General features: G+C 60.1%; 21 protein-coding genes, 1 pseudogene and 1 riboswitch. Of the genes and pseudogenes, 13 read left to right on the top strand and 9 right to left on the bottom strand.

Annotation, left to right across the window (positions count from 1 at the left end; translation table 11 throughout):
- Positions 1-50 precede the first annotated feature (50 nt).
- The 3 genes from AAEZ05_RS19105 to AAEZ05_RS19115 all read right to left on the bottom strand — a co-directional run bounded on the left by AAEZ05_RS19105 (position 51) and on the right by AAEZ05_RS19115 (position 2,897).
- Positions 51-635 (bottom strand): TMEM165/GDT1 family protein, encoded by a 585-nt coding sequence (locus AAEZ05_RS19105; RefSeq protein WP_045059254.1) that lies wholly within the window; start codon positions 633-635, stop codon positions 51-53.
- 111 nt (positions 636-746) lie between these two features.
- Positions 747-848, bottom strand: a riboswitch (yybP-ykoY riboswitch).
- A 51-nt stretch (positions 849-899) separates the two neighbouring features.
- Positions 900-1,898 carry a methyltransferase gene (locus AAEZ05_RS19110; protein ID WP_350599871.1) on the bottom strand — a complete coding sequence of 333 codons (999 nt, stop codon included), beginning with the start codon at positions 1,896-1,898 and terminating at the stop codon, positions 900-902.
- Between the two features lie 33 nt (positions 1,899-1,931).
- Positions 1,932-2,897 (bottom strand): 2-hydroxyacid dehydrogenase, encoded by a 966-nt coding sequence (locus AAEZ05_RS19115; RefSeq protein ID WP_045059256.1) that lies wholly within the window; start codon positions 2,895-2,897, stop codon positions 1,932-1,934.
- A 132-nt stretch (positions 2,898-3,029) separates the two neighbouring features.
- Here AAEZ05_RS19115 and AAEZ05_RS19120 point away from each other — a divergent pair, with 132 nt between their 5' ends.
- Positions 3,030-3,659: a LysE family translocator gene (locus AAEZ05_RS19120; protein ID WP_045059257.1), complete on the top strand. Its 630-nt coding sequence runs from the start codon at positions 3,030-3,032 to the stop codon at positions 3,657-3,659.
- A 42-nt stretch (positions 3,660-3,701) separates the two neighbouring features.
- On the opposite strand, the gene AAEZ05_RS19125 is transcribed toward AAEZ05_RS19120, so the two are convergent.
- Positions 3,702-4,334 carry a CatB-related O-acetyltransferase gene (locus tag AAEZ05_RS19125; protein ID WP_350648459.1) on the bottom strand — a complete coding sequence of 211 codons (633 nt, stop codon included), beginning with the start codon at positions 4,332-4,334 and terminating at the stop codon, positions 3,702-3,704.
- A gap of 27 nt (positions 4,335-4,361) precedes the next feature.
- Positions 4,362-5,255: a glycosyltransferase family 2 protein gene (locus tag AAEZ05_RS19130; protein ID WP_045059259.1), complete on the bottom strand. Its 894-nt coding sequence runs from the start codon at positions 5,253-5,255 to the stop codon at positions 4,362-4,364.
- A gap of 231 nt (positions 5,256-5,486) precedes the next feature.
- Between AAEZ05_RS19130 and AAEZ05_RS19135 the strand changes: the two genes are divergently transcribed.
- From AAEZ05_RS19135 to AAEZ05_RS19145, 3 genes are all read left to right on the top strand, one after another.
- Positions 5,487-7,169, top strand: a complete 1,683-nt coding sequence (locus AAEZ05_RS19135) for a fatty acid--CoA ligase (protein WP_045059260.1) — start codon at positions 5,487-5,489, stop codon at positions 7,167-7,169.
- Positions 7,170-7,504: 335 nt separating this feature from the next.
- Positions 7,505-9,400 carry a DUF1302 domain-containing protein gene (locus AAEZ05_RS19140; protein WP_045059261.1) on the top strand — a complete coding sequence of 632 codons (1,896 nt, stop codon included), beginning with the start codon at positions 7,505-7,507 and terminating at the stop codon, positions 9,398-9,400.
- Between the two features lie 28 nt (positions 9,401-9,428).
- Positions 9,429-10,793: a DUF1329 domain-containing protein gene (locus AAEZ05_RS19145; protein WP_045059262.1), complete on the top strand. Its 1,365-nt coding sequence runs from the start codon at positions 9,429-9,431 to the stop codon at positions 10,791-10,793.
- A gap of 75 nt (positions 10,794-10,868) precedes the next feature.
- Here the strand turns inward: AAEZ05_RS19145 and AAEZ05_RS19150 are convergent.
- Positions 10,869-10,946 (bottom strand): annotated as a pseudogene (locus tag AAEZ05_RS19150) (outer membrane lipoprotein carrier protein LolA); the annotation flags it as partial.
- A gap of 159 nt (positions 10,947-11,105) precedes the next feature.
- Here AAEZ05_RS19150 and AAEZ05_RS19155 point away from each other — a divergent pair.
- The 3 genes from AAEZ05_RS19155 to AAEZ05_RS19165 all read left to right on the top strand — a co-directional run bounded on the left by AAEZ05_RS19155 (position 11,106) and on the right by AAEZ05_RS19165 (position 15,380).
- Entirely contained in the window at positions 11,106-13,844 is a 2,739-nt protein-coding gene (locus AAEZ05_RS19155; RefSeq protein WP_045059263.1) for a winged helix-turn-helix domain-containing protein, read from the top strand.
- A 59-nt stretch (positions 13,845-13,903) separates the two neighbouring features.
- On the top strand, positions 13,904-14,548 hold the full coding sequence (locus AAEZ05_RS19160; RefSeq protein WP_045059264.1) for an MBL fold metallo-hydrolase: 645 nt from the start codon (positions 13,904-13,906) through the stop codon (positions 14,546-14,548).
- A gap of 103 nt (positions 14,549-14,651) precedes the next feature.
- Positions 14,652-15,380: a YiaD family glycine zipper/OmpA-like lipoprotein gene (locus AAEZ05_RS19165; RefSeq protein WP_045059265.1), complete on the top strand. Its 729-nt coding sequence runs from the start codon at positions 14,652-14,654 to the stop codon at positions 15,378-15,380.
- Positions 15,381-15,462: 82 nt separating this feature from the next.
- On the opposite strand, the gene AAEZ05_RS19170 is transcribed toward AAEZ05_RS19165, so the two are convergent.
- Positions 15,463-15,897, bottom strand: coding sequence for a Z-ring associated ZapG family protein (locus tag AAEZ05_RS19170; protein ID WP_045059266.1), 435 nt, complete (start codon positions 15,895-15,897; stop codon positions 15,463-15,465).
- A 145-nt stretch (positions 15,898-16,042) separates the two neighbouring features.
- Here AAEZ05_RS19170 and AAEZ05_RS19175 point away from each other — a divergent pair, with 145 nt between their 5' ends.
- The 3 genes from AAEZ05_RS19175 to zapE all read left to right on the top strand — a co-directional run bounded on the left by AAEZ05_RS19175 (position 16,043) and on the right by zapE (position 19,238).
- The gene (locus AAEZ05_RS19175) at positions 16,043-16,672 is read left to right on the top strand and encodes an alpha/beta hydrolase (protein WP_045059267.1); all 630 of its coding nucleotides are present in this window, start codon (positions 16,043-16,045) and stop codon (positions 16,670-16,672) included.
- A 24-nt stretch (positions 16,673-16,696) separates the two neighbouring features.
- Positions 16,697-18,052, top strand: a complete 1,356-nt coding sequence (locus AAEZ05_RS19180) for a tryptophan--tRNA ligase (RefSeq protein ID WP_045059268.1) — start codon at positions 16,697-16,699, stop codon at positions 18,050-18,052.
- Between the two features lie 91 nt (positions 18,053-18,143).
- Entirely contained in the window at positions 18,144-19,238 is a 1,095-nt protein-coding gene (gene zapE / locus AAEZ05_RS19185) for a cell division protein ZapE (RefSeq protein ID WP_045059269.1), read from the top strand.
- Between the two features lie 196 nt (positions 19,239-19,434).
- Here zapE and AAEZ05_RS19190 read toward each other — a convergent pair whose 3' ends face one another.
- Positions 19,435-20,355, bottom strand: coding sequence for a GlxA family transcriptional regulator (locus AAEZ05_RS19190; RefSeq protein WP_177328543.1), 921 nt, complete (start codon positions 20,353-20,355; stop codon positions 19,435-19,437).
- 220 nt (positions 20,356-20,575) lie between these two features.
- Between AAEZ05_RS19190 and AAEZ05_RS19195 the strand changes: the two genes are divergently transcribed.
- Positions 20,576-21,712 carry an acyl-CoA dehydrogenase family protein gene (locus tag AAEZ05_RS19195; protein WP_045059271.1) on the top strand — a complete coding sequence of 379 codons (1,137 nt, stop codon included), beginning with the start codon at positions 20,576-20,578 and terminating at the stop codon, positions 21,710-21,712.
- Between the two features lie 104 nt (positions 21,713-21,816).
- Here the strand turns inward: AAEZ05_RS19195 and AAEZ05_RS19200 are convergent, their stop codons facing one another.
- The gene (locus tag AAEZ05_RS19200; protein WP_045059272.1) at positions 21,817-22,857 is read right to left on the bottom strand and encodes an NADP(H)-dependent aldo-keto reductase; all 1,041 of its coding nucleotides are present in this window, start codon (positions 22,855-22,857) and stop codon (positions 21,817-21,819) included.
- A 245-nt stretch (positions 22,858-23,102) separates the two neighbouring features.
- On the opposite strand from AAEZ05_RS19200, the gene rplM reads away from it, so the two are divergent.
- Positions 23,103-23,531, top strand: a complete 429-nt coding sequence (gene rplM, locus AAEZ05_RS19205; protein WP_007905295.1) for a 50S ribosomal protein L13 — start codon at positions 23,103-23,105, stop codon at positions 23,529-23,531.
- 14 nt (positions 23,532-23,545) lie between these two features.
- The gene (gene rpsI, locus AAEZ05_RS19210; RefSeq protein WP_002555064.1) at positions 23,546-23,938 is read left to right on the top strand and encodes a 30S ribosomal protein S9; all 393 of its coding nucleotides are present in this window, start codon (positions 23,546-23,548) and stop codon (positions 23,936-23,938) included.
- Positions 23,939-24,141 lie beyond the last annotated feature (203 nt).

Genomic DNA, 24,141 nt, shown 5'->3' on the forward strand with positions numbered 1-24,141 from the left:
TTCGCGGGCAAGCCCGCGATGAACGTTAACTCGTTCTAAGACCTAGCGCGTCAAACCCACCCACTGCTCTGCATCGCCTTGTACACCGCAACGATCGCCAGGATGAAGAACGCCGAAGCCGCCAGGCGGCGAATCAGGGTCAATGGCAGTTTTTCCGCGGCAAAGTTACCCGCCAGAACCACCGGCACGTTGGCAATCAACATGCCCAGGGTGGTACCAATGATTACCAGCCACAATTCCGGGTACTGTGCTGCGAGTATGACCGTGGCGATCTGGGTCTTGTCGCCAATCTCAGCGAGGAAGAACGCGATCAGCGTGGTCACGAACGGCCCGAACTTGCGTGCGGTGCTGGCTTCGTCGTCATCCATCTTGTCCGGCACCAGGGTCCACAGCGCAGTGGCGGCGAAGCTCGCGGCCAGGATCCAGTGCAGCATCGCATCCGAGAAGAAACTGCCGACCCATGCGCCCACTGCGCCGGCAGCCGCATGGTTGGCCAGGGTGGCAGCGACGATGCCGGCGATGATCGGCCAGGGCTTGCGGAAACGCGCGGCGAGAATGAGGGCGAGCAGTTGCGTCTTGTCACCGATTTCGGCCAAGGCAACGATTGCGGTTGGAACGAGTAGAGAGTCCAGCATCAGGGATTTTCCTAAGGGGCGGGTCGACACGGCTATGACACGTACAGCCTCCCCGCCCCGGGTAAGGTGTTCGTGTCATAGGTCTTGTCAAACCCTGAGGTCCGTCTGTGCGGACCTCGAGGTCGCATACGCCATGGTCTGAGGACCAAGTATGTTGACGTATGCCGGACGAGCGTGGCGCTCGTGGGAGACTACTCCCCTAGGACGGAGCGGATTCTGCCTAGGCAAATCCGAATGAGCAAGTCTCTTTTTGCAGAAAAGATTTCAGCCGCGCTTGGCGCGATAGATCCTGAAGCCCTGTCCTTCGGCCTTGATCGCACACACGCCAAGGTGCTCTTCGATCAGCGGCTGGTACTTCAGGAAGCTGTTGGCAACCAGGCGCAGTTCCCCGCCGTTTTTCAGATGTTTGGCTGCTTTTCGCAGCAAGTTCTCGGTGGCGAAGTAGTCGGTATGCACGCCCACATGGAACGGCGGGTTGCTTAAAATCGCGCTCAAACCCATGGGTGCCGCGTCGATACCGTCACCGGTTATCACGTCTGCTTCAAGGCCGTTGGCGGCCAGCGTCAGGCGACTGCTGGCGGCCGCGAAGGCGTCCACGTCGAGCAAGGTCACCTGATTGTGCGGATAGCGGCGCTTGACCGCCGCCCCCAACACACCGGCACCGCAACCAAAATCCAGCAAATGACCGCTTGGCAACTTGTCGAGGTGCTCGAGCAGCAGCGCACTGCCGCGATCCAGGCGGCCGTGGCTGAACACCCCGGGCAGGCTGATGACGGTCAGCGGTCCTTCAGACAGGTCCAGCTCATAAGTCTGGGCCAGGCTTTCCAGGGATTTGGCCTTTGGCGCATCGGCGACGGTGACCAGCCACAGCTGGCAGTGGCGCGCGCTGTCGAGCTTGCGCGGTTTGCCAAAAGGGTTGAGTTGCTTGGCGGCGCCTTCGATGCCGCTGCGCTTCTCGCCCACCAGGTACAACTCGCGACCGGCCAGGCGCGAGGCCAGGGCGTTGAGAATGTAGTCGGTGAGGTCCTTGGATTTGGGCAGAAACACCACCGCTGTTTCGAACTCGCGCTCTGGCGCGGTCACCCCAAATTGGCTGCGCCCGGCGAAGCGGGCATCGAGGGCTGCTTGATCGCCAGCGTGCCAGCACCAGCCGTGGGCATCGGGCAGGCGTCCCAGCAGATCATCGGCGGGCAACCCGGCGAGCAATACCGAACCCTGGAATAACTCGGCCTGACGAAGCAGTACTTCACTGCGCGGATCCATAATCTGCTCCCTGGAAAAAAGTGCCGCAGTCTATCAACTGACGACACGCAGCGCTTTACCGCTGAAGTATCCCTGCGCATTTTCCGTGAGTTGGCCGACGATCCGCTGGCGCGCTTCACGACTGCCCCAGGCGTTGTGCGGGGTGACGATCAGGCGAGGGATGTCGTCGGCCAGCAGTGGATTGCCGGCGGTCGGTGGCTCTACGCTGAGCACGTCGGTGGCCGCGCCGCCGAGGTGGCCGTTGCGCAAAGCGTCGGCCAGCGCCTGCTCGTCAATCAGGCCACCTCGGGCCGTGTTCACTACAAATGCGCCCGGTTTCATCGAGGCCAGCTCCGGGGCTCCAATGAAATGGCGGGTGTGTTCGTTCAGTGGGCAGTGCAGGGTCAGGGCGTCGATCTGCGGCAGCAGCTCTGCCAGCGGCAGTCGATCCGGCCTGGCTGGGCGCCCCGGTATCTGGCCCAGCAGCACGCGCATGCCGAATGCTTGCGCCAGCCGGGCGACGGCGCCACCCAGTTCGCCGTGCCCCAGCAAGCCAAGGGTCTTGCCTTCCAGTTCGACGATCGGATAGTCCAGCAGGCAGAACTGTTTCGCCTGTTGCCAGCGTCCTTCGTCCACGGCTTTCTGGTAGTCGGCCAGGCGCGTTGCCAGGTTCAGCAGCAACATGATGGTGTGTTGCGCCACCGAGGGTGTGCCGTATCCCTGGCAGTTGCACACGGTGATGCCGTGGGCGCGCGCGGCCGCCAGATCGACATTGTTGGTGCCGGTGGCGGCAATCAGGATCAGCTTCAGCCCGGGGCTCGCGGCGATTGCGGCTGCATCGATCACGGTTTTATTGCTGATGGCGACAGTCGCGCCCTTGAGGCGCTCGATCACCTGGTCTGGCGTTGTCTGGGCGAACAGTTGCAAGTCGCTGAAGCAATCGCGCAACGGTGCCAGGTCGAGGTCGCCCAGGTCCAGGGAAGGATGGTCGAGGAAAACTGCGCGGTGAGTGTTCGTCATCAACTGTACCTTTTGTGCATTGATCTGAAGGCGTAATCTGCCGAGCCTAACAGATGAAACAATCAGTTACTCATCGCAGGGCTGGCCTATACGCCGCTGGATTTCGCCAGGCCTGCCACTAAGGATTTGCGCATGTATTGGACAGAGTTCTTGACCGTTGCCCTCATTCACCTGCTCGCCGTGGCCAGCCCCGGCCCGGACTTTGCGGTGGTGGTGCGCGAAAGCGTGACCCACGGTCGTCGCGCCGGCACTTGGACTGCACTGGGGGTTGGCTCGGCGATATTCCTGCATGTGGGTTATTCGCTGCTGGGCATTGGGCTGATCGTGTCGCAATCGATCGTGCTGTTCAACGCCTTGAAATGGGCCGCTGCCGCGTACCTGCTGTACATCGGATTCAAGGCGCTGCGTGCGAAACCGGCCAAGCCGGTGACCGACGACCTGCACAAGGAAGCCGGTGAGCGCACTGCCCGTGGCGCCTTCACTTCGGGCTTTGTGACCAATGGTCTGAACCCGAAGGCCACGCTGTTCTTCCTGTCGCTGTTCACGGTGGTGATCAACCCGCACACGCCGTTGTCGGTGCAGGCTGGCTACGGCGTCTATCTGGCGGTGGCCACGGCGATCTGGTTCTGCCTGGTGGCGATGCTGTTCAGCCAGCAGCGAGTGCGCGCCGGATTTGCGCGCATGGGCCACTGGTTCGATCGGACGATGGGCGCGGTGCTGATTGCCATCGGGGTGAAACTGGCGTTTACCGAAATGCATTGAAGGAACTGGGGAGCGCCGCGCCATCTTGTCGCGGCCAATCCGTCACCCGGGTTGATTCGACTGGCGCTGGCGGACGTAATCCAGAAACCCGTCCATGTCACTGCTGCACAGCGCCCGTGACGCAGTCTTCACCTCTTCCATCGGCCAGTCCCACCAGGCAGATGCCAACAGTTCCTGGCGCACGTCTTCCTCGAAGCGCCAGCGAATGTGCCGGCTGGGGTTGCCGCCAACGATCGCATAGGGTTCCACGTCACGGGTGACCACGGCCCCCGCGGCGACTACCGCGCCATGACCGATGGTGACGCCCGACAGGATCAGCACATTGGCGCAGATCCAGCAGTCGCTGCCGATTACCACATCACCCTTGGTCGGGCTGCACCCGGGAATATCCCGGGCTTCGTCAATCATCAACGGGAACGGGTAGGTGCTGACCCAGTCGGTGCGATGCCCGCCGCCGAGCAGAATCTGCACGCCTTCGGCTATCGAGGTGTAGGAGCCGACCTTCAGGATCGTATCGTCACCAAATTCCATGACCTCGGGAATGCCATAGGTCCCCACGCCTATTTCATAGCGGGGGTAGCGCAGGCGAATTTTCTCTGGCGCCCGCTGCAGTTTTTCCAGGCGCTTGAGGTGCTTGCGGATTTTTCGTTGTTTGAGTTTTTCGAGAAATTTCATGGCCAGGCCTGGAAGCGGGGAGGGCGTTCAGCGATGCAGCATCAAGCGTTTCAAACGGCGGAAGCTGGTGCGGTTCAGGTGACGCCAGGGAATGGAGCGCAACAGTTTCCAGGCTTCCTTCTTGTCTTCGACGACCGCGTACTTGAGGGCCTTGTTCACCAGTTGCGTGCGAGCGCTCTGGTATGCGGGGTGGCCCAGGTACGGCGCGATGGCTTCAAGGTCCGCCTGTAGCAGCACCTTGTACTTTCTCGACAGGTTGTTGGGGTGACGGCGATAGCGGGTCACGCACACCGGCAGCTCATGCACCTCGTAACCCAGGCGGGCGATGCGCAGGGTCATCTGGAAATCCTGGACCCGCAGGCTTGGCGCATAAAAGCCGGCACTGCGCATGGCGCTCATGCGATACAGCGCAACCGGAGCACCGATCACCACGGCGCCGCTGAGCACCTTGTCGAAGTCGTAGGTGCGGATCTCGTCGCGTTGTTGCTGCTTGATGGTATTGCCGTCGCTGTCCATGTAGATGATCAGCGCCCCCACACAGCCAACTTGCGGGTGCTGTTCCAGGTAATCCACCCGGATGCGCACGGACTGCGGCAGCATGATGTCGTCCAGGTCCGGCGTGGATACGTAGTCGCCCTTGGCATAACGCAAGCCGTGGTTGAGGGCCGCGCTGACGCCCTGGTTGGCCTGGGTATACAGCTGGAAGTCATGGGTTTGCTGCAATTGCCTGAGCATCGCGATGCTGTTGTCGCTGGAGCCATCGTCGACGATGATGACTTCAAAATTCGGGTAATCCTGGGCGAAGATGCTGGCGATCGCCTCTTCCAGGTATTTTTCCGCGTTATAACAAGGCGCCACAATGGAAACCAGGGGCGCTTGTTTACTGGAGCAATCCAGAGGGTCGGTCACTTCAGTATTCATCGCTGTCATTGTGTCGGTAAAAGTGCATAGGCTCGCACGAAACCCTGCTGGCATCCATTACAAGTTGCCCTGCACAGGCAATAAGCGTGGCCGCCAGAGGTTGCGGGTGATGGCGCAAAGCCAGCATCTGACCCTTCGACGAAATCATTCCTTTGGCTGATTTGATGCCCGGGCCGGCGCATTAGAGTGCTGCTTTCAGCCACGACCGTGCAGTCAGGAAAAGGGATTCTTATGTTGCAGACTCGCGTTATCCCCCCAGCCGAAGGCGCTTACCAATACCCGCTGCTGATTAAACGCCTGCTGATGTCGGGTGCCCGCTACGAGAAGACCCGCGAGATCGTCTATCGCGATCAATTGCGCTACAGCTACCCGACCCTGATCGAGCGCGTGGCACGGCTCGCCAACGTACTGACCGCCGCCGGCGTCAAGCCGGGGGATACCGTGGCGGTGATGGACTGGGACAGCCATCGCTATCTGGAATGCATGTTCGCCATCCCGATGATCGGCGCGGTGATCCACACCATCAACGTACGTCTGTCACCGGAACAGATCCTCTACACCATGAACCACGCTGAAGACCGCTTCGTGCTGGTCAACAGCGAGTTCGTGGGCCTGTACAACGCGATCGCCGGGCACCTGACCACCGTCGAGAAAACCCTGCTGCTGACCGACCTGCCGGAAAAAACTGCTGACCTGCCCAATCTCGTGGGGGAGTACGAGCAACTGCTGGCGGCAGCGAGCGCCCAATACGATTTCGAGGATTTCGACGAAAACTCGGTCGCCACCACCTTCTACACCACCGGCACCACCGGCAACCCCAAGGGCGTGTACTTCACCCATCGACAACTGGTGCTGCACACCATGGGGGTGTCGACCATCATGGGCGCCATCGACAGCGTGCGCCTGCTGGGCACCAATGATGTGTACATGCCGATCACCCCGATGTTCCACGTGCATGCCTGGGGCTTGCCGTACGTGGCGACCATGCTCGGGCTCAAGCAGGTTTACCCCGGTCGTTACGACCCGGAGTTTCTGGTGGAGTTGTGGCGCAAGGAGAAGGTCACTTTTTCCCACTGCGTACCGACCATCCTGCAGATGGTCCTCAATGCCAAGGCCGCGCAGGACACCGATTTTGGCGGCTGGAAAATCGTCATCGGCGGCAGTGCCCTGAACCGGGCGCTGTATGAGGCCGCCAAGGCCAAGGGCATTCAGTTGACCGCAGCCTATGGCATGTCGGAAACCGGCCCGCTGGTGTCCTGTGCGCACCTCAACGACGAGCTGATGGCAGGCACTGAAGACGAGCGCACCACTTACCGCATCAAGGCCGGTGTCCCGGGCCCCCTGGTGGAGGCGGCGATCGTCGACGCCGAGGGTCATTTCCTGCCGGCCGATGGCGAGACTCAGGGGGAACTGGTACTGCGCGCGCCATGGCTCACCGAAGGCTATTTCAATGAACCGCAGAAGGGCGCCGAGCTGTGGGCGGGCGGCTGGTTGCACACCGGCGACGTGGCGACGCTGGACACCATGGGCGTGATCGATATTCGCGACCGCATCAAGGACGTGATCAAGACCGGCGGCGAGTGGATTTCCTCCCTGGACCTCGAAGACCTGATCAGCCGTCATGTAGCGGTACGCGAAGTAGCAGTGGTGGGCATCGCCGATCCGCAGTGGGGCGAGCGCCCGTTCGCCTTGCTGGTGATCCGCGAAGGCCACGTAATCGGGGCCAAGGAACTCAAGGAACACCTCAAGCCGTTCGTGGAACTGGGGCACCTGAGCAAGTGGGCGATCCCGAGCCAGATTGCTCTTGTTACCGAAATTCCCAAGACCAGCGTCGGCAAGCTGGACAAGAAAAAAATCCGCCTCGACATTACCGAATGGCAGGCCAACAACAGCACCTTCCTCTCGACGCTTTAAGCGATCCTGGCGTGCCCGAAAAGGCACGCCAGCCCCACCAAGCAAGCGCTTGGCTTGTGAAATCTGAATTTTCAGCCATTCTTCCCGTGCCGACAGTTGTCGGACTGGCGAAAGGACTGTTCCAGAGTGGCTGGCAGCTGCAAATCACACTTTAGAGGGATCAAGCTCTACTACCTGCTGGCTATAGTCCGCTCAAGGATTTTTAAGAACGAGCGCAAACGCACAAACGGGGCGATGCACATTGGATTGAATTCGGAACGCCCTGGCGTCCGGTCAGCCACAACGTTTTTAAAAGTACTCACTGCCATAACAATAATGCACATGGAGTAGCGTCGATGACATCAGTAAACCAGTTCTGGCGCCGGGCGAAATTGCCTTTGGCGGTCAGTCTTGCTTCTACGCTCGCCGGGCCCGCATTCGGCGTCAGTTTCAACATTGGTGAAATCGAAGGTCAGTTCGACTCTTCTCTCTCCCTGGGCATGAGCGTTTCCACCCAGTCGCCGAACAAGAACCTCATCGGGGTCAACAACGGCGGCCAAGGGCTGTCCCAGACTTCCGATGACGGTCACCTGAACTTCAAGAGCGGCCAGGCCTTCTCGAAGATTTTCAAGGGTATCCATGACCTTGAATTGAAATACGGCGACACCGGTGTGTTCGTGCGGGGCAAATACTGGTACGACTTCGCACTGCAAAACGAAGACCTTGAATTCAAGAACGTCAGCAACGACAACCGCAAGGAAGGCGCCAAATCCTCCGGCGGCCAGATCCTCGATGCCTTCGTCTACCACAACTACTCCATCGCCGATCAGCCGGGCTCCGTGCGTCTGGGCAAGCAGGTAGTGAGCTGGGGCGAAAGTACGTTCATCGGCGGTGGCATCAACTCGATCAACCCGATCGACGTATCCGCATTCCGTCGTCCGGGTGCCGAGATCAAGGAAGGCCTGATCCCGGTCAACATGTTCTACGTCTCCCAGAGCCTCACCGAGAATCTCTCGGCTGAAGCGTTCTACCAGCTGGAATGGGACCAGACCGTCGTCGACAACTGCGGCACCTTCTTCTCCCAGCCGGACATCGTTGCCGATGGCTGTGACAGCAACCTGCGGGTGTTGAACAAACGCTCGACCATCCCGGCCATTGCACTGGGACCGTTGGCTGGCGCTGGCGTAGACGTCAACGAGGAAGGTGTGCTGGTCCGTCGCGGCCCCGATCGCGATGCGCGGGACAGCGGCCAATGGGGCGCGTCCCTGAAGTACATGTTCGATCCGCTGGACACCGAATTCGGTGCCTACTTCATGAACTACCACAGCCGTGCGCCGATCTTCAGCGCCACGGGTGCACCGCAATCGGTGTACAACACCGCCGCGGGCCTGCCGGGTCCATTCGCTGCACTGGCACCTTTGCTGGTGGCGGGCAACTCGCAGTATTTCATCGAATACCCGGAAGACATTCGCCTGTACGGCTTGAGCTTCTCCACCACCCTGCCTACCGGTACGGCGTGGAGCGGTGAGATCAGCTATCGTCCGAACGCGCCGGTGCAGCTCAACTCCACCGACATCCTGTTCGCCGGTGTGCGTCCGTTGGGCGGCGCCCTGGGCAATGCTTCGCTACTGACTGGCGTTCCTGGCCAGGACCTGCACGGTTATCGTCGCAAGGAAATCACCCAGTTCCAGACCACCCTGACGCACTTCTTCGATCAAGTGATGGGCGCGAGCCGTCTGACCCTGGTAGGTGAAGTGGGCGTGACTCACGTCGGCGGCCTGGAAAGCTCCTCTGACGTGCGCTACGGCCGCGATCCGGTCTACGGTCCAGGTGAGCTGCCACCGACTGGCCCAGCCGGTACCGACACCTGCGCCAACATCCTCAACGCCAGCACCATCAACGGTGCAGGTGCTGGTTCGCCGCAGAACAACCGCAGTCGCAATTGCACCAACGAAGGCTTCACCACCGCAACCTCGTGGGGCTACCGCGGTCGTGCGATCTGGGAATACAACGACGTATTCGCCGGCGTGAACCTCAAGCCTAACGTGGCCTGGTCCCATGACGTGAGCGGCTACTCGCCTGGCCCTGGCGGCAACTTCGAGGAAGGTCGCAAAGCGGTCAGCCTGGGCGTTGATGCCGAGTACCAGAACACCTACACCGCGAGCCTGGCGTACACCAACTTCTTCGACGGCAAATACACCACTGTGGACGATCGCGACTTTGTTGCGCTCAGCGTCGGCGTGAACTTCTAAGCACAGTATTTTCAGGACGAACACACATATGAAAATAACAAAGAGTCTGTTCCAAGCCGGTGTTCTGGGACTTTCGCTGCTGGCGACCAGCGTCATGGCGGCGGTTCCCGCTGCCGAGGCAGACAAGCTGGGCAAGAGCCTGACACCGATGGGCGCCGAGATGGCGGGTAACGCCGACGGTTCGATCCCGGCCTGGAAACCCATGGCCAAAAATGCGGGCACAGTCGACAGCAAGGGCTTCCTGTCCAACCCGTACGGCAGTGAAAAACCGCTGTTCACCATCACCGCGCAGAACGTGGATCAGTACAAAGAGAAGCTTGCCCCGGGCCAGTACGCGATGTTCAAGCGTTACCCGGAAACCTTCAAGATGCCGGTCTACCCGTCCCATCGCGGTGCCACAGTGCCGGATGAAGTGTTCGCCTCCATCAAGAAAAACGCCGTCAACACCAAACTGGTGTCCGGTGGTAACGGCCTGGAAAACTTCGAGACTGCCGTCCCGTTCCCAATCCCGAAAACTGGCGTTGAGGTTATCTGGAACCACATCACCCGGTATCGCGGCGGCAGCGTGACTCGCCTGGTCACCCAGGCCACTCCACAGCCTAACGGCTCGTTCAGCCTGGTGTATTTCCAGGACCAGTTCGTGTTCCGCGACAAGATGAAGGATTACGATCCGGCGAACCCGGGCAACATCCTGTTCTACTTCAAGCAGAAAGTGACCGCGCCGGCACGTCTGGCCGGTGGTGTACTGCTGGTGCACGAAACCCTCGACCAAGTGAAGGAGCCGCGTTCGGCGTGGGTCTATAACGCCGGTCAGCGTCGGGTGCGTCGCGCCCCGCAAGTGTCTTATGACGGGCCGGGTACTGCCGCCGATGGCCTGCGTACCTCTGACAACCTGGACATGTACAACGGAGCGCCAGATCGCTACGACTGGAAACTCGAAGGCAAGAAAGAGATGTACATCGCCTCCGACAGCTACAAGCTCGACGATCCGAAGCTCAAGTACGCCGACATCATCAAGGCCGGCCACATCAACCAGGACCTGGCTCGATACGAGCTGCGCCGGGTGTGGCATGTGGTTGCAACCCTGAAGGAAGGTCAGCGCCATATCTACGCCAAGCGTGACTTCTACATCGACGAAGACACCTGGCAGGCGGCGGTGATCGATCACTACGACGGTCGTAATCAACTGTGGCGCGTTGCGGAAGCCCACGCCGAGAACTACTACGACAAACAAGTGCCGTGGTATGCCCTGGAAACCCTGTATGACCTGCAATCGGGTCGTTACCTGGCGTTGGGCATGAAGAACGAAGAGAAGTCGGCATATGACTTCGGCTTCACTGCTACCACCAGCGACTTCACCCCTGCGGCATTGCGTCAGGAAGGTGTTCGCTAAGCTGCACTGAGCAGAGGCCGCACCCTCTGAAAACGCCCCGACTGGTTCGGGGCGTTTTTTTTTGCCTATCGCTCCTGTAGGAGCGAGCTTGCTCGCGATGAACCTGAGGGCTCCGCGGGGAGTCAGGCAACCCACGTCATCGTTAACGACCATCGCGAGCGAGCTCGCTCCTACGGGCCTGCATGCATTCGGGCGTAGAGCTTGATGGCCTTTTTGTAGCCATTTGTAGCAATAACCTTCATTACCTCTTCGTTTACCGCTAGTCTGCGGACATCTGCAACGCCGCCACCCGCCATCAAACAAGAGCCGGCCATGACTGATCTGTCCCCCATCCCGGGCCCTGCAAGCGTTGCCGTCGCGGCACTGGACGGACGTTTTTTTCGCCCGCCGCTGCCTGATGGTCACGTGCTGCGGCCGCGTCTGTGCGAGCGACTGAGTGCCGGGCTTGGCGGCAGGCTGTTGCTGGTCAGCGCCCCGGCAGGGTTCGGCAAGAGCTCCCTGGCCGTGGAATTCTGTCAAGGTCTGCCCGCGCACTGGCAGAGTCTGTGGCTGGGCCTGAGTCCGCGTGACAGCGACCCTGGGCGTTTTCTTGAGCGGCTGCTCGAAGGCCTCCAGGATTTTTATCCCAAGCTTGGCAGCCAGTCCCTTGGCCTGCTGAAAATGCGCCAGCGCCATCAGCCATTTGCTTTCGAGGAGTGGCTGGACGGCTTGCTCGATGAGCTGGCCGTGCACTTGCTGCCAACGGCTCCACTGTTGCTGGTGCTCGATGACTACCACCTGGCCCAGGGGCCGGTGCTCGACCGTTGCCTGCAATTTTTCCTCAATCATCTGCCTGACGGCCTGCTGGTGATGGTGACCAGCCGCCAGCGCCCGGACTGGCATCTGGCGCGCCTGCGCCTGTCCCGGCAATTGCTCGAACTGCACGAGCAGGACTTGCGCCTGACTCACGACGAAGCCCAGACCCTGCTCGATCGCCACAGCACCTCACTGCGCGGCGAAGCCCTGGAAAACCTCATAGAGCGCAGCGAAGGCTGGGTCGCTGGCCTGCGTTTCTGGCTGCTGGCCGCCTCCGAAGTGGGCAGTGAAGGTGCATTGCCTCAGTCCCTGCATGGTGGGGAAGGGCTGATCCGCGATTACCTGCTTGAAGAAGTCATCGATTGCCTGCCCGCCGAAGTGCAGGCCTTCCTCTACGACACCGCCCCCCAGGAGCGCTTCTGCAGCGAACTGTGCGACGCCGTTCGCGAGGCTCACGACAGCGCAGAGATCCTGCGCTTCCTGCTGGCTCACCAGGTGTTCCTGGTGCCCCTGGACGAGCAGGGCCGCTGGTATCGTTATCACCATTTGTTTTCCGATCTGCTGCGCACCCGCCCGACCGCCCAGGCCATCGTGCCGGCAGCGAGCCTGCACCTGCGCGCATGCCGCTGGTTCAACGCCCAGGGGCTACTCGATGAAGCGGTGGAACAGGCGTTGCGCGCCGGTCACCTGGACGTCGCAGCGAACCTGGTGCAGAACCTGTCCGAAGAGCAGCTGCTGGCCGAACAGAACGTCGGCATGTTGCTGCGCTGGAAGATGGACTTGCCCGACAGCCTGCTGATCAGCACGCCGCGCCTGATCGTGCTGTACAGCTGGGCTCTGGGGCTGGCCTGCCAACTCGACGCTGCCGAAGAACTGGCCAGTCATCTGAGCCGCTTCCTGCCGGCCCCTTCGGCCACGGCGCAAAAGTCCATGCTGGCGCAGTGGCTGGCCCTGAGCGGGATCATCGCCCGCGGACGGGGCAACCGTGAACTGACCCTGCTGTATTGCACTGAAGCCCTGGAGAGCCTGCCGTCCAAGCGCTATGGCCAACGCTTGATGTGCCTGTCGACCTTGTCCAACCTGGCCATCGCCGACGGCGACCTGTGGCGTGCACGCGGGTTGAACCGCGATTCCCTGGAGCTGGCACAGCGGGTGGGTAATCCATTGTTCGAGGCGCTGGCGCATTACGACCGTGCCCGAGTGCTCCAGGCCCGCGGGGAAATCCTGCGGGCGCTGGATGAAGTGCGCCAAGGCCTGCAACGCCTGCAAGGGCTGTCGCCGCAACGACTCTATGCTGTTCGTGCACGCCTGACGTTATACGAAGGATTTCTGTTGGCCATGCGCCTGCAGCCACAGGCTGCGCGCATTCGACTGCAGGCTGGCCTCAGCGAAGCACGAGCCTGCCGGGATATCAGCGTACTGATCGGCCATTGCGTGATTGCCCGAATCGAAGGCAGCAGTGGCGAGTTTTCCAAGGCATTCGCCGAACTCGCCGAAGCCGAGCGCCTGATGCATATCTGGGACGTGCCGCCGATTTATTACCTGGCGATGATTACCCTGGTCAAATGCGAGCTGTGGCTGGCCCAGGGCCGCACCGACCTGGCCGAAGCCTGGCTGGCGCGTCTGAGCCAGACCTACAACGGCGAAAACCCCGCTGCGCCGCCGGAATTTCATCCGCAACTGCCCTTGCATATCGAATTGCAGCAGGCTTTGCTGGAGGTCATCCAGGGCCAGTTGATGCTGGCCGAGGGGCGGTTGAACGCATTGCTGGAAAACGGCCAGCAAACCGGGCGTCAGATGCTCAGCGTCATGGTGCTGACCCAGAAGACCGAGCTGCTACTGGCCAGCAACCGCGAACCTGACGCCCGGCAAAGCCTCACTCAGGCCCTTGATGCTGCGATGGGTGGCGTGGTGCAACCTTTCGACGGCTTGCTGAGCAAACATCCGGCCTGGTTGCGCGAACAACTTCAGCACAACGCCAGGACCGCAGTTTGCGCCGCCCTGGCAGAGCATCTGCCCGCCATACCACCGCGCATTGCCTCGGAGCCATCCCACGCCTGCGAGCAACTGAGTGCCCGAGAACTGGCCGTCCTGAAGCTCATTGCACAAGGGTGCTCGAATCAGGAGATCAGTGATCAGCTGTTTATTTCGCTGCATACGGTGAAGACGCATGCCAGTCATATCAACAGCAAGCTGGGGGTAGAGCGCAGGACTCAGGCGGTGGCGCGGGCGAAGGAGTTGGGTGTATTGGGGTGACGCTGTCGGGCCCGCCAGCCTGTGCCAGAATAGGCCATCCATTCTTTTCAGGAACCACCATGGTCGCTGCCAGCCCCACGCTCATCCGCGAGACCTTCCCCGTCGGCCCGTTGCAGTGCAACTGCACGATCATCGGCGATCCGATTACGAAAAAGGCCATCGTCGTCGATCCCGGTGGCAACCCTGAGCTGATCATGGCGCGACTCGACGCCCTCGGGCTCAAGGTGGTGAGCATCATCCACACCCACGCACACCTGGATCACTTCCTGGCTTCCGGTCAGATGAAAGAGAAAACCGGGGCGACCCTGCATCTGCACAAGGAGGACCAGTTCCTCTGGGACAACCTGGAGATGCAATGCCAGATGTTCGGCGTGCCTTACACGCCGGTGCCCCCGCCAGATCGCTGGTTGGCCGACGATGAAGAACTGGCTTGCGGCTGTGGCGTGGCATTGCACACACCCGGTCACACACCCGGCTCTATGAGTTTCTGGTTTGCAGACGCTAAGCTGCTCATCGCCGGTGACACCCTGTTTCGTCGCGGGGTAGGGCGCACGGATTTATGGGGCGGGGATCAGGCCGCTATCGTGCGGTCGATCAAGCAGCGCCTGTATACCCTCGATGAAGAGGCGACCGTGGTCACCGGGCATGGACCGGACACGCGACTGGGTGACGAAATGCGTGAAAACCCGTTCGTGCGCGCCTGATGTCTGCTTGATGGAATTTTTATCGCGCAAAATGATCCAACGCCGGCAAAGGTTCAATGCTTAAGTCCGTTGCACCACAGAATGCAAAAAGTAGGAGCTCTTCATGTTCACCACGCCTCGTCTGATTATTGCCGCTACTGCCATCGCGCTGCTGTCTGGCTGCGCTTCGCCGAACCCGTATGACAACCAGGGTCAGGCCGATAGCGGTTCCCAGGGCATGAGCAAAACCGCCAAGTACGGCGGCCTCGGCGCTCTGGCCGGGGCGCTTGCGGGCGCCGCCATCGACCACAACAATCGTGGCAAGGGCGCGCTGATCGGCGCCGCAGTGGTAGGTGCTTCCGCTGCCGGTTACGGGTACTACGCTGATCAGCAGGAGAAGAAGCTGCGCGCCAGCATGGCCAACACCGGCGTGGAGGTGCAGCGCCAGGGTGATCAGATCAAGCTGATCATGCCGGGTAACATCACGTTCGCCACCGATTCGGCGAATATCGCCTCGAGCTTCTATCAGCCGTTGAACAACCTTGCAGGCTCGCTGAAGGAGTTCAACCAGAACCAGATCGAAATCGTCGGCTACACCGACAGCACCGGCAGTCGCCAGCACAACATGGACCTGTCCCAGCGGCGCGCCCAGAGCGTGGCGACCTACCTGACGTCCCAGGGCGTCAGCAGTGCCAACCTCACAGCCCGTGGCGCCGGTCCGGATAACCCGGTAGCCAGCAACGCTGACGTTAATGGTCGGGCGCAGAACCGTCGGGTTGAGGTCAACCTGAAGGCGATTCCGGGCCAGCAATATGGTGGTCAGCAGCAAGGTACTGTTCAGCAGTACCCATAAGCGCCTGGCTGAATATCAGGTGTGAAAAAAGCCCCCGGACAATCACTCATCCGGGGGCTTTTTCATGTTGCGCGAAACCTGATTACTTCTTCAGGCCGTAATGCTCATCGAGCATGCCCGGTGCGTTTGGCGCTTTGGGCGCGTAATCGCGAGGCGGCTCCTGGTTGCGCGGCGGCGTCAGGCGCTCACGAGGCGCCTGGGCTGAATCGGCATGCAGGGCGGCGAGCAAGCGTTGGCGAGTCTGCTCGTCCAGGGCAAGACGGTTTGCGCCATCGGCGAGATGATCCTGCACTTCCTGGTAACTCTGGGTCATTTTCTTGACCAGGGTCGCGGTGCTGTTGAAGTGGGTGACCACCTCGTTCTGATAACTGTCGAAACGTTCCTGAATATCATCCAGCTGACGTTGCGTGCTGTTAGGCGCGGCATTCGGCACCAGGCGAGCGATCAGGAAACCAATGGCGACACCCACAACCAGGGCAAGAGTCGGCAACAACCAAACTAAGAGCGAGTGTTCCACGAGTCCTTCCTCTATAAACGGCTTTGCTTTACGTTAACGGCTCGAACCTGCGCTGTATACCGCGATTCTCTCGCAGATAGATTGGCACAGACAAATTGCTAGACGAGTCGACCCGATTCGAGGTCACGGAGTTCCTTCCTTGCTTATGCGCGAAACCCCTGTAGTGATTGATGGCCCAGTCGGTGAACTGGAAAGTTTGTACCTGGAAAATGAGCAGCCGCGCGGCATTGCGCTGATCTGCCATCCGAACCCGGTGCAGGGCGGCACCATGCTCAACAAAGTGGTCTCGACCCTGCAGCGCACGGCCCGCGACGCCGGTTTGGTGACCCTGCGCTTCAATTACCGGGGCGTAGGTGCCAGCGCCGGCTCCCATGACATGGGGACCGGCGAGGTCGATGATGCCCAGGCCGCCGCTGCCTGGTTGCGGTCGAAACATCCTGATCTACCTCTGACGCTGCTGGGTTTCTCCTTTGGTGGTTTTGTTGCAGCAAGTCTCGGCGGGCGCCTGGAAGCCCAGGGTGAACAGCTCAAGCATCTGTTCATGGTAGCGCCGGCCGTCATGCGCCTGGGGGATCAGGATCAGGTGCCGCTGCAGGGCGAACTGACGCTGATCCAGCCGGAAACCGACGAAGTCATCGATCCGCAACTGGTCTACGACTGGTCCGGGAAACTCCAGCGTCCCCATGAGCTGCTGAAAGTGGCAGAATGCGGACACTTTTTTCATGGCAAGCTGACCGATCTCAAGGATCTGATCCTGCCGCGTCTCTCGAATTGATTGCAGTCTGACAAGCGATAACCCATGACGACTCGTACCCGTATCCTCACCGGCATCACCACCACCGGCACGCCACACCTGGGCAACTACGCCGGCGCCATCCGTCCGGCGATCCTCGCCAGCCGTGACAGCAATGCCGATTCGTTCTATTTCCTGGCCGACTACCACGCCCTGATCAAATGCGATGACCCGCTGCGCATCCAGCGCTCGCGTCTGGAAATTGCCGCAACCTGGCTGGCCGGTGGCCTGGATGTAGAGCGCGTGACCTTCTATCGCCAGTCCGACATCCCGGAAATCCCCGAGCTGACCTGGCTGCTGACCTGCGTCGCCGCCAAGGGCCTGCTCAACCGTGCGCACGCCTACAAGGCCTCGGTGGACAAGAACGTCGAGAGCGGTGAAGACCCGGATGCCGGCATCACCATGGGCTTGTACAGCTACCCTGTGCTGATGGCCGCGGACATCCTGATGTTCAACGCGCACAAGGTGCCGGTGGGTCGTGACCAGATTCAGCACGTGGAAATGGCCCGGGACATCGGCCAGCGCTTCAACCACCTGTTTGGCCAGGGCAAGGAATTCTTCACCATGCCCGAGGCGCTGATCGAAGAAAGCGTCGCCACGTTGCCAGGCCTCGACGGTCGCAAGATGTCGAAGAGCTACGACAACACCATCCCGTTGTTCAGCAGCGCCAAGGAAATGAAGGACGCGATCTCGCGCATCGTGACCGACTCCCGAGCACCGGGCGAAGCGAAAGATCCGGACAACTCGCACCTGTTCACGCTGTTCCAGGCCTTCGCTACCCCGGCGCAGTCCGACGAATTCCGCAGTGAGCTGCTGCAGGGCCTGGGTTGGGGCGAGGCGAAGAACCGTCTGTTCCAGCTGCTCGACAGCGAACTGGGTGAATCCCGCGAGCGTTATCATCAACTGATCGAACGCCCGGCAGACCTGGAAGACATGCTGCAGATCGGCGCCAAGAAGGCCCGTGCCGTGGCCACGCCGTTCCTCAACGAGCTGCGTGAAGCGGTCGGTCTGCGCTCGTTCGTCGCCCAGACTCAAGTGGCTGCCACCACGAAAAAGAAAGCCACCAAGGCCGCGCGCTTCGTCAGCTTCCGCGAAGACGACGGCAGCTTCCGATTCCGCCTGCTGGCGGCTGATGGTGAGCAGTTGCTGCTGTCGCGCAACTTTGCTGACGGTAAAACCGCAGGTCAGGTGACCAAACAGTTGCAAGCGGGCCAGGCTCTGGACGTGCGTAGCGAAGACCTGAGCTTCAGCGTCTGGCTCGAAGGCGAGTGTGTGGCCGACAGCGCCACGTTCGCTGACAGCGCCGCTCGCGATGCCGGCATTGATGCGTTGCGGATCGCGCTGACTCCGGTTCAGGAATAAATCGACGGCTCGGTCCGACCAAGGGCTGATTGCCATTCCGACGGGCCGTCGCTACAGTGACGGCCCGTTTTTGTTGCCTTGCTAACGAATTATGACGCCCCTAGAACGATATCAAGCTGATCTGAAACGCCCGGAATTCTTTCATGATGCCGCGCAGGAAACTGCCGTACGTCATTTGCAGCGCCTGTACGACGATCTGGTGGCGGCCTCGCAGAACAAACCCGGTTTTCTCGGGAAACTGTTCGGCAAGAAAGACCAGACCCCGATCAAGGGGCTGTATTTCTGGGGCGGCGTAGGTCGCGGCAAGACTTACCTGGTCGACACCTTCTTCGAAGCGCTGCCGTTCAAGGAAAAGACCCGCACCCACTTCCACCGCTTCATGAAGCGCGTGCACGAAGAAATGAAGACACTGGGCGGCGAAAAAAACCCGCTGACCATCATCGCCAAGCGTTTCTCGGACGAGTCCCGGGTGATCTGTTTCGATGAGTTCTTCGTCTCCGACATCACCGACGCCATGATCCTTGGCACGCTGATGGAAGAGTTGTTCAAGAATGGAGTGACCCTGGTCGCGACCTCGAACATCGTGCCTGACGGCCTGTACAAGGACGGCCTGCAGCGTGCGCGTTTCCTGCCGGCCATCGCGCTGATCAAGCAGAACACCGAGATCGTCAACGTCGACAGCGGCGTCGATTATCGCCTGCGCCACCTCGAGCAAGCGGAGCTGTTCCACTTCCCGCTGAACGAGGCGTCACACGAAAGCCTGCGCAAGAGCTTCCGCGCCCTGACGCCGGAATGCACCGCAGCAGTCGAGAACGACGTGCTGATGATCGAAAATCGCGAAATCCGCGCCTTGCGCACCTGTGACGACGTGGCCTGGTTTGACTTCCGCGAACTCTGCGACGGCCCGCGCAGCCAGAACGACTACATCGAACTGGGCAAGATCTTCCACGCGGTATTGCTCAGCGGCGTCGAGCAGATGAGCGTCACCACCGACGACATCGCCCGGCGCTTCATCAACATGGTCGACGAATTCTACGACCGTAACGTGAAGCTGATCATCTCCGCCGAAGTCGAGCTCAAAGACCTCTACACCGGCGGTCGCCTGAACTTCGAGTTCCAGCGCACCCTCAGCCGCCTGCTGGAAATGCAGTCCCATGAATTCCTGTCCAGGGCGCATAAGCCTTAAACAGATCTTCAGCTTATAAAAAGGGCCTGCAATTGCAGGCCCTTTTTGATTTGTGCTGAAGAAAAAAGCGAAGGCACTGCAATCCCTGTGGGAGCGAGCGTGCCCGCGATGGCGTCGTGTCAGGCAATATTCATTGCGCTGACAAATCGCTATCGCTGGCAAGCCAGCTCCCACAGGTCTTGTATTTTTCTCGGGGCTACGCTGCCTGCTGAAACTGCTGCCGATACTGATTCGGTGACAGATCCGTATGTTGGCGAAACAGGCGGGCGAAGAAGCTTGCATCGTCGTAGCCCACCTCATAACTGATGGTCTTGATGCTTTTGCGGCTGCCGGACAGCAGGCCCTTGGCGGTTTCAATGCGCAGGCGTTGCAGGTAGTGCAGTGGTTTGTCGCCGGTGGCGGTCTGGAAGCGGCGCATGAAGTTACGGATGCTCATGCCGTGTTCGCGGGCGACGTCTTCGAAGCGGAATTTGTCGGCGAAGTGTTCTTCGAGCCAGTGCTGGATCTGCAGGATGATTACGTCCTGATGCAATTTTTGTCCGCCGAAGCCGATGCGGCCGGGGGAGTAGCTGCGCTGCACTTCATAAAGGATGTCGCGGGCCACGGCTTGCGACACGTTGGCGCCGCAGAAGCGTTCGATCAGATAAATGTACAGGTCGCAGGCTGAGGTGGTGCCGCCGGCGCAGTACAGGTTGTCGGCGTCGGTCAGGTGCTTGTCCTGATTGAGCTGGACCTTGGGGAAGCGTTCGGCGAAGGCGTTGAAGAAGCGCCAGTAGGTCGTGGCTTCCTTGCCGTCGAGCAGCCCGGCTTCGGCGAGCCAGAATACGCCGGTCGCCTCCCCGCACAGCACGGCGCCGCGGGCGTGTTGCTGGCGTAGCCACGGCAGGACTTGCGGGTAGCGCTGGCAAAGCGTCTCGAAGTCGTCCCAGAACGCCGGCAGGACGATGATGTCGGCGTTTTCCAGGCCGCCGTCCACCGGCATGATGACATCACTGAAGCTGTTCACTGGCTTGCCATCCGGGCTGACCAGACGAGTCTCGAAGGCCGGCACGAGACCGTGGCCGAGCTGTTTGCCATAGCGCAGGCTGGCAAGGTGGAAGAAATCCTTGGCTTGCATGAGGGTGGAAGCGAAAACCCGGTCGATAGCCAGGATGCTGACGCGCCGTAAAGGCGTGGAGGCTTGGTTGGACATAATTCAACTTTATTTTTATAAGGGAAAGTGGTCACCAGACGGCTGGATCGTCTTATTTTTTGTCTGATGTGTCCAGTGTCCTGTATCGAAGCCGAGGCATAGTCTCTGAAGGCCCCATCCTTCCAACAATAACGACAGGTGCCGCATGATCCCCAGAACCTTGTTCAGTTCCGAGCACGAACTCTTTCGCGACAGCGTTCGATCGTTCCTCGATAAGGAGGCGGTACCGTTTCATGCGCAATGGGAGAAACAGGGCTACATCGACCGTAAACTCTGGAACAAGGCGGGGGAGGCGGGGATGCTGTGCTCGCATCTGCCGGAAGAATATGGCGGGCTGGGGGCGGACTTCCTATACAGCGCGGTGGTGATCGAAGAAGTGGGTCGACTCGGGCTGACCGGTATCGGTTTTTCTCTCCATTCGGACATTGTTGCGCCATATATCCTGCACTACGGCAGCGAGGCGTTGAAGCACAAATACCTGCCGAAACTGGTCTCTGGGGAAATGGTCACGGCGATTGCCATGACCGAGCCAGGGGCTGGCTCCGACTTGCAGGGGGTCAAGACCACTGCGGTGCTGGATGGCGACGAGTATGTGATCAACGGCTCCAAGACTTTCATCACCAACGGCTTTCTGGCTGACCTGGTGATTGTCGTGGCAAAGACCGATCCGAAAGCCGGCGCGAAGGGCACCAGTCTGTTTCTGGTGGAGGCCGATACGCCTGGCTTCGACAAGGGCAAGCGCCTGGAGAAAGTCGGCATGAAGGCCCAGGACACTTCGGAGCTGTTCTTTCAGGACGTGCGCGTGCCCAAGGAAAACCTGCTGGGGCAAGCAGGGATGGGTTTTGCCTATCTGATGCAGGAATTACCCCAGGAGCGGCTGACGGTGGCTATTGGCGGCCTGGCCTCGGCTGAAGCGGCGCTGCAGTGGACGCTCGACTACACCCGTGAGCGCAAGGCATTCGGCAAGGCCATTGCGGACTTCCAGAACACTCGGTTCAAGCTGGCGGAAATGGCCACTGAAATTCAGATTGGCCGGGTCTTCGTTGATCGCTGCCTGGAATTGCACTTGCAGGGCAAGCTGGATGTGCCGACGGCGGCGATGGCCAAATATTGGGGTACCGACCTGCAGTGCAAGGTGCTCGATGAGTGCGTGCAGTTGCATGGCGGCTACGGGTTCATGTGGGAATACCCGGTGGCCCGGGCGTGGGCGGATGCGCGAGTGCAGCGCATTTATGCCGGGACCAACGAGATCATGAAGGAGATCATTGCCCGGTCGCTTTGATGTTGCGGTGACTGTCAGGCCGCCATCGCGGGCAAGCCACGCTCCCACAGGAATAACCGAACCTGTGGGAGCGTGGCTTGCCCGCGATTGGTTTCAAGGATTAATCAAGGTGCAGGATTCGGGTGATCCTTGTGTATCGCCTCAATCCCCTCAAGCACTTCATCCGACAGCTTCAGCTCGAAGCTGGCGATGTTGCTCTCCAGCTGCTCCAGGGTTGTGGCACCAATGATGTTGCTGGTCACGAACGGCTGTTGGTTGACGAACGCCAGTGCCATTTGCGCAGGGTCCAGGCCGTGCTCACGGGCCAATGCCACGTATCGGCTGCAGGCCGCCTCGGACTGCGGGTTGAAATAGCGGCTGAAGCGGCTGTAGAGGCTCAGGCGGCCTTTTGGCGGGCGGGCGCCACCTTCGTACTTGCCGGACAGGAAACCGAACGCCAGCGGCGAATAGGCGAGCAGGCCGCATTGTTCGCGGATGGCGATTTCCGCCAGGCCGATCTCGAAACTGCGGTTGAGCAGGTTGTAGGGGTTCTGGATCGACACGGCGCGCGGCCAGCCTCGGGCTTCGGCCAGCGCCAGGAAGCGCATGGTGCCCCACGGGGTTTCATTGGACAGGCCAATGTGGCGGATCTTGCCGGCCCGGACCTGCTCGTCCAGCGCTTCGAGGGTGTCTTCCAAGGGAGTGAGGTTGGCTTCGGTCTGGTGCTTGTAGCCCAGCTGGCCGAAGAAGTTGGTGCTGCGCTCCGGCCAGTGCAGTTGGTAAAGATCGATGTAGTCGGTCTGCAGGCGCTTGAGGCTCGCATCTACGGCTTCGGTGATGTGCTGGCGGTTGTGCCGCAGGTTCTTGTCGCGGATGTAGTCGATCGTATTGCCGGGGCCGGCGATCTTGCTGGCCAGGATCCAGTCGGCGCGATCGCCGCGGCTTTTGAAGTAATTCCCTATGTAGCGCTCGGTGGTGGCGTAGGTTTCGGCTTTGGGTGGCACCGGGTACATCTCCGCGGTGTCGATAAAATTGATCCCGGCGCCTTTGGCCCGTTCGATCTGTGCGAAGGCTTCAGCCTCGCTGTTTTGCTCGCCCCAGGTCATGGTTCCGAGGCAGATTGCGCTTACGTTCAGATGGGTCCGGCCTAGCTGTCGATAGTCCATCGGGTGCTCCTTGGGCAAAACAATCATAAAAGCAGGTTGAAATATTTTTCGCAATCTGCATAATTGCGCACCTCTTTCTGCAGTGGAAGTGATGCGCCGCCGCCGAAGAATCTTGCCGTTGAACGGACGCGCCGACCCGAGCCCCCGAAAGCGTCTGTATCCGGCTGCCTTTGACTTGTCAAAGTACGCACTATTCAGTAAGATCCGCCGTCTAATTTACAGGGCGGCCCCTGAGGCTATAAAGAATGAAAACTTTTACTGCTAAACCGGAAACAGTACAGCGCGACTGGTTTGTCGTCGACGCTGCAGGTCAGACCCTGGGTCGTCTGGCCACCGAAATCGCGAGCCGTCTGCGTGGCAAGCATAAAGCTGAGTACACTCCTCACGTTGACACCGGCGACTACATCGTCGTTATCAACGCCGAGCAGATTCGTGTAACCGGTGCTAAAACCACCGACAAAATCTACTACTCCCACTCCGGTTTCCCGGGCGGCATCAAGTCGATCAACTTCGAAAAGCTGATTGCTAAAGCCCCTGAGCGCGTGATCGAGACCGCGGTCAAAGGCATGCTGCCTAAGAACCCGCTGGGTCGCGACATGTATCGTAAGCTGAAAGTCTATGCGGGCGCTGTACACCCTCATACTGCTCAGCAGCCCCAAGAACTGAAGTTTTAACGGAATAGTTCATTATGTCGGCGACTCAAAATTACGGCACTGGCCGTCGCAAGACCGCAACCGCACGCGTTTTCCTGCGTCCGGGTACTGGTAACATCTCCATCAACAACCGTTCGCTGGATAATTTCTTCGGCCGCGAAACTGCCCGCATGGTAGTTCGTCAGCCGCTGGAATTGACTGAGACTGTCGAGAAGTTCGACATCTACGTCACCGTGATCGGCGGTGGTGTAAGTGGTCAAGCTGGCGCAATCCGCCACGGTATCACTCGCGCTCTGATGCAGTACGACGAAACCCTGCGTGGCGCTCTGCGCAAAGCTGGCTTCGTGACTCGCGATGCTCGTGAAGTTGAACGTAAGAAAGTGGGTCTGCGTAAAGCGCGTAAGCGTCCGCAGTACTCGAAGCGTTAATTCGCTTCCACGTTCAAAAAAGAACGCCCAGTTCCTCACGGAGCTGGGCGTTTTTTTATGGGTGCGATTTATCAAAGAATTGCTCTGTGACAACTTGCCACAGCCGCAGAGGCCCTATACTGCAAGGCTTGGCAGTGGAGCTCTTGGGTAATTACCTTGTCAGAATTGGGGCTTTTCATTACCATTCGGCAAAATTTTTATAA

This window comes from Pseudomonas sp. HY13-MNA-CIBAN-0226, from assembly GCF_040310305.1.
Taxonomy (GTDB): domain Bacteria; phylum Pseudomonadota; class Gammaproteobacteria; order Pseudomonadales; family Pseudomonadaceae; genus Aquipseudomonas; species Aquipseudomonas gregormendelii.

Coding starts and splice junctions, on each gene's coding strand:
- AAEZ05_RS19135 (WP_045059260.1), top strand. CDS start 5,487: ATGTTGCAGACTCGCGTTATCCCCCCAGCCGAAGGCGCTTACCAATAC.
- AAEZ05_RS19105 (WP_045059254.1), bottom strand. CDS start 635: ATGCTGGACTCTCTACTCGTTCCAACCGCAATCGTTGCCTTGGCCGAA.
- AAEZ05_RS19115 (WP_045059256.1), bottom strand. CDS start 2,897: ATGACGAACACTCACCGCGCAGTTTTCCTCGACCATCCTTCCCTGGAC.
- AAEZ05_RS19155 (WP_045059263.1), top strand. CDS start 11,106: ATGACTGATCTGTCCCCCATCCCGGGCCCTGCAAGCGTTGCCGTCGCG.
- zapE (WP_045059269.1), top strand. CDS start 18,144: ATGACGCCCCTAGAACGATATCAAGCTGATCTGAAACGCCCGGAATTC.
- AAEZ05_RS19180 (WP_045059268.1), top strand. CDS start 16,697: ATGACGACTCGTACCCGTATCCTCACCGGCATCACCACCACCGGCACG.
- AAEZ05_RS19110 (WP_350599871.1), bottom strand. CDS start 1,898: ATGGATCCGCGCAGTGAAGTACTGCTTCGTCAGGCCGAGTTATTCCAG.
- AAEZ05_RS19165 (WP_045059265.1), top strand. CDS start 14,652: ATGTTCACCACGCCTCGTCTGATTATTGCCGCTACTGCCATCGCGCTG.
- rplM (WP_007905295.1), top strand. CDS start 23,103: ATGAAAACTTTTACTGCTAAACCGGAAACAGTACAGCGCGACTGGTTT.
- AAEZ05_RS19190 (WP_177328543.1), bottom strand. CDS start 20,355: ATGCAAGCCAAGGATTTCTTCCACCTTGCCAGCCTGCGCTATGGCAAA.
- AAEZ05_RS19145 (WP_045059262.1), top strand. CDS start 9,429: ATGAAAATAACAAAGAGTCTGTTCCAAGCCGGTGTTCTGGGACTTTCG.
- AAEZ05_RS19130 (WP_045059259.1), bottom strand. CDS start 5,255: ATGAATACTGAAGTGACCGACCCTCTGGATTGCTCCAGTAAACAAGCG.
- AAEZ05_RS19200 (WP_045059272.1), bottom strand. CDS start 22,857: ATGGACTATCGACAGCTAGGCCGGACCCATCTGAACGTAAGCGCAATC.
- AAEZ05_RS19175 (WP_045059267.1), top strand. CDS start 16,043: ATGCGCGAAACCCCTGTAGTGATTGATGGCCCAGTCGGTGAACTGGAA.
- AAEZ05_RS19160 (WP_045059264.1), top strand. CDS start 13,904: ATGGTCGCTGCCAGCCCCACGCTCATCCGCGAGACCTTCCCCGTCGGC.
- AAEZ05_RS19195 (WP_045059271.1), top strand. CDS start 20,576: ATGATCCCCAGAACCTTGTTCAGTTCCGAGCACGAACTCTTTCGCGAC.
- AAEZ05_RS19125 (WP_350648459.1), bottom strand. CDS start 4,334: ATGAAATTTCTCGAAAAACTCAAACAACGAAAAATCCGCAAGCACCTC.
- AAEZ05_RS19140 (WP_045059261.1), top strand. CDS start 7,505: ATGACATCAGTAAACCAGTTCTGGCGCCGGGCGAAATTGCCTTTGGCG.
- rpsI (WP_002555064.1), top strand. CDS start 23,546: ATGTCGGCGACTCAAAATTACGGCACTGGCCGTCGCAAGACCGCAACC.
- AAEZ05_RS19120 (WP_045059257.1), top strand. CDS start 3,030: ATGTATTGGACAGAGTTCTTGACCGTTGCCCTCATTCACCTGCTCGCC.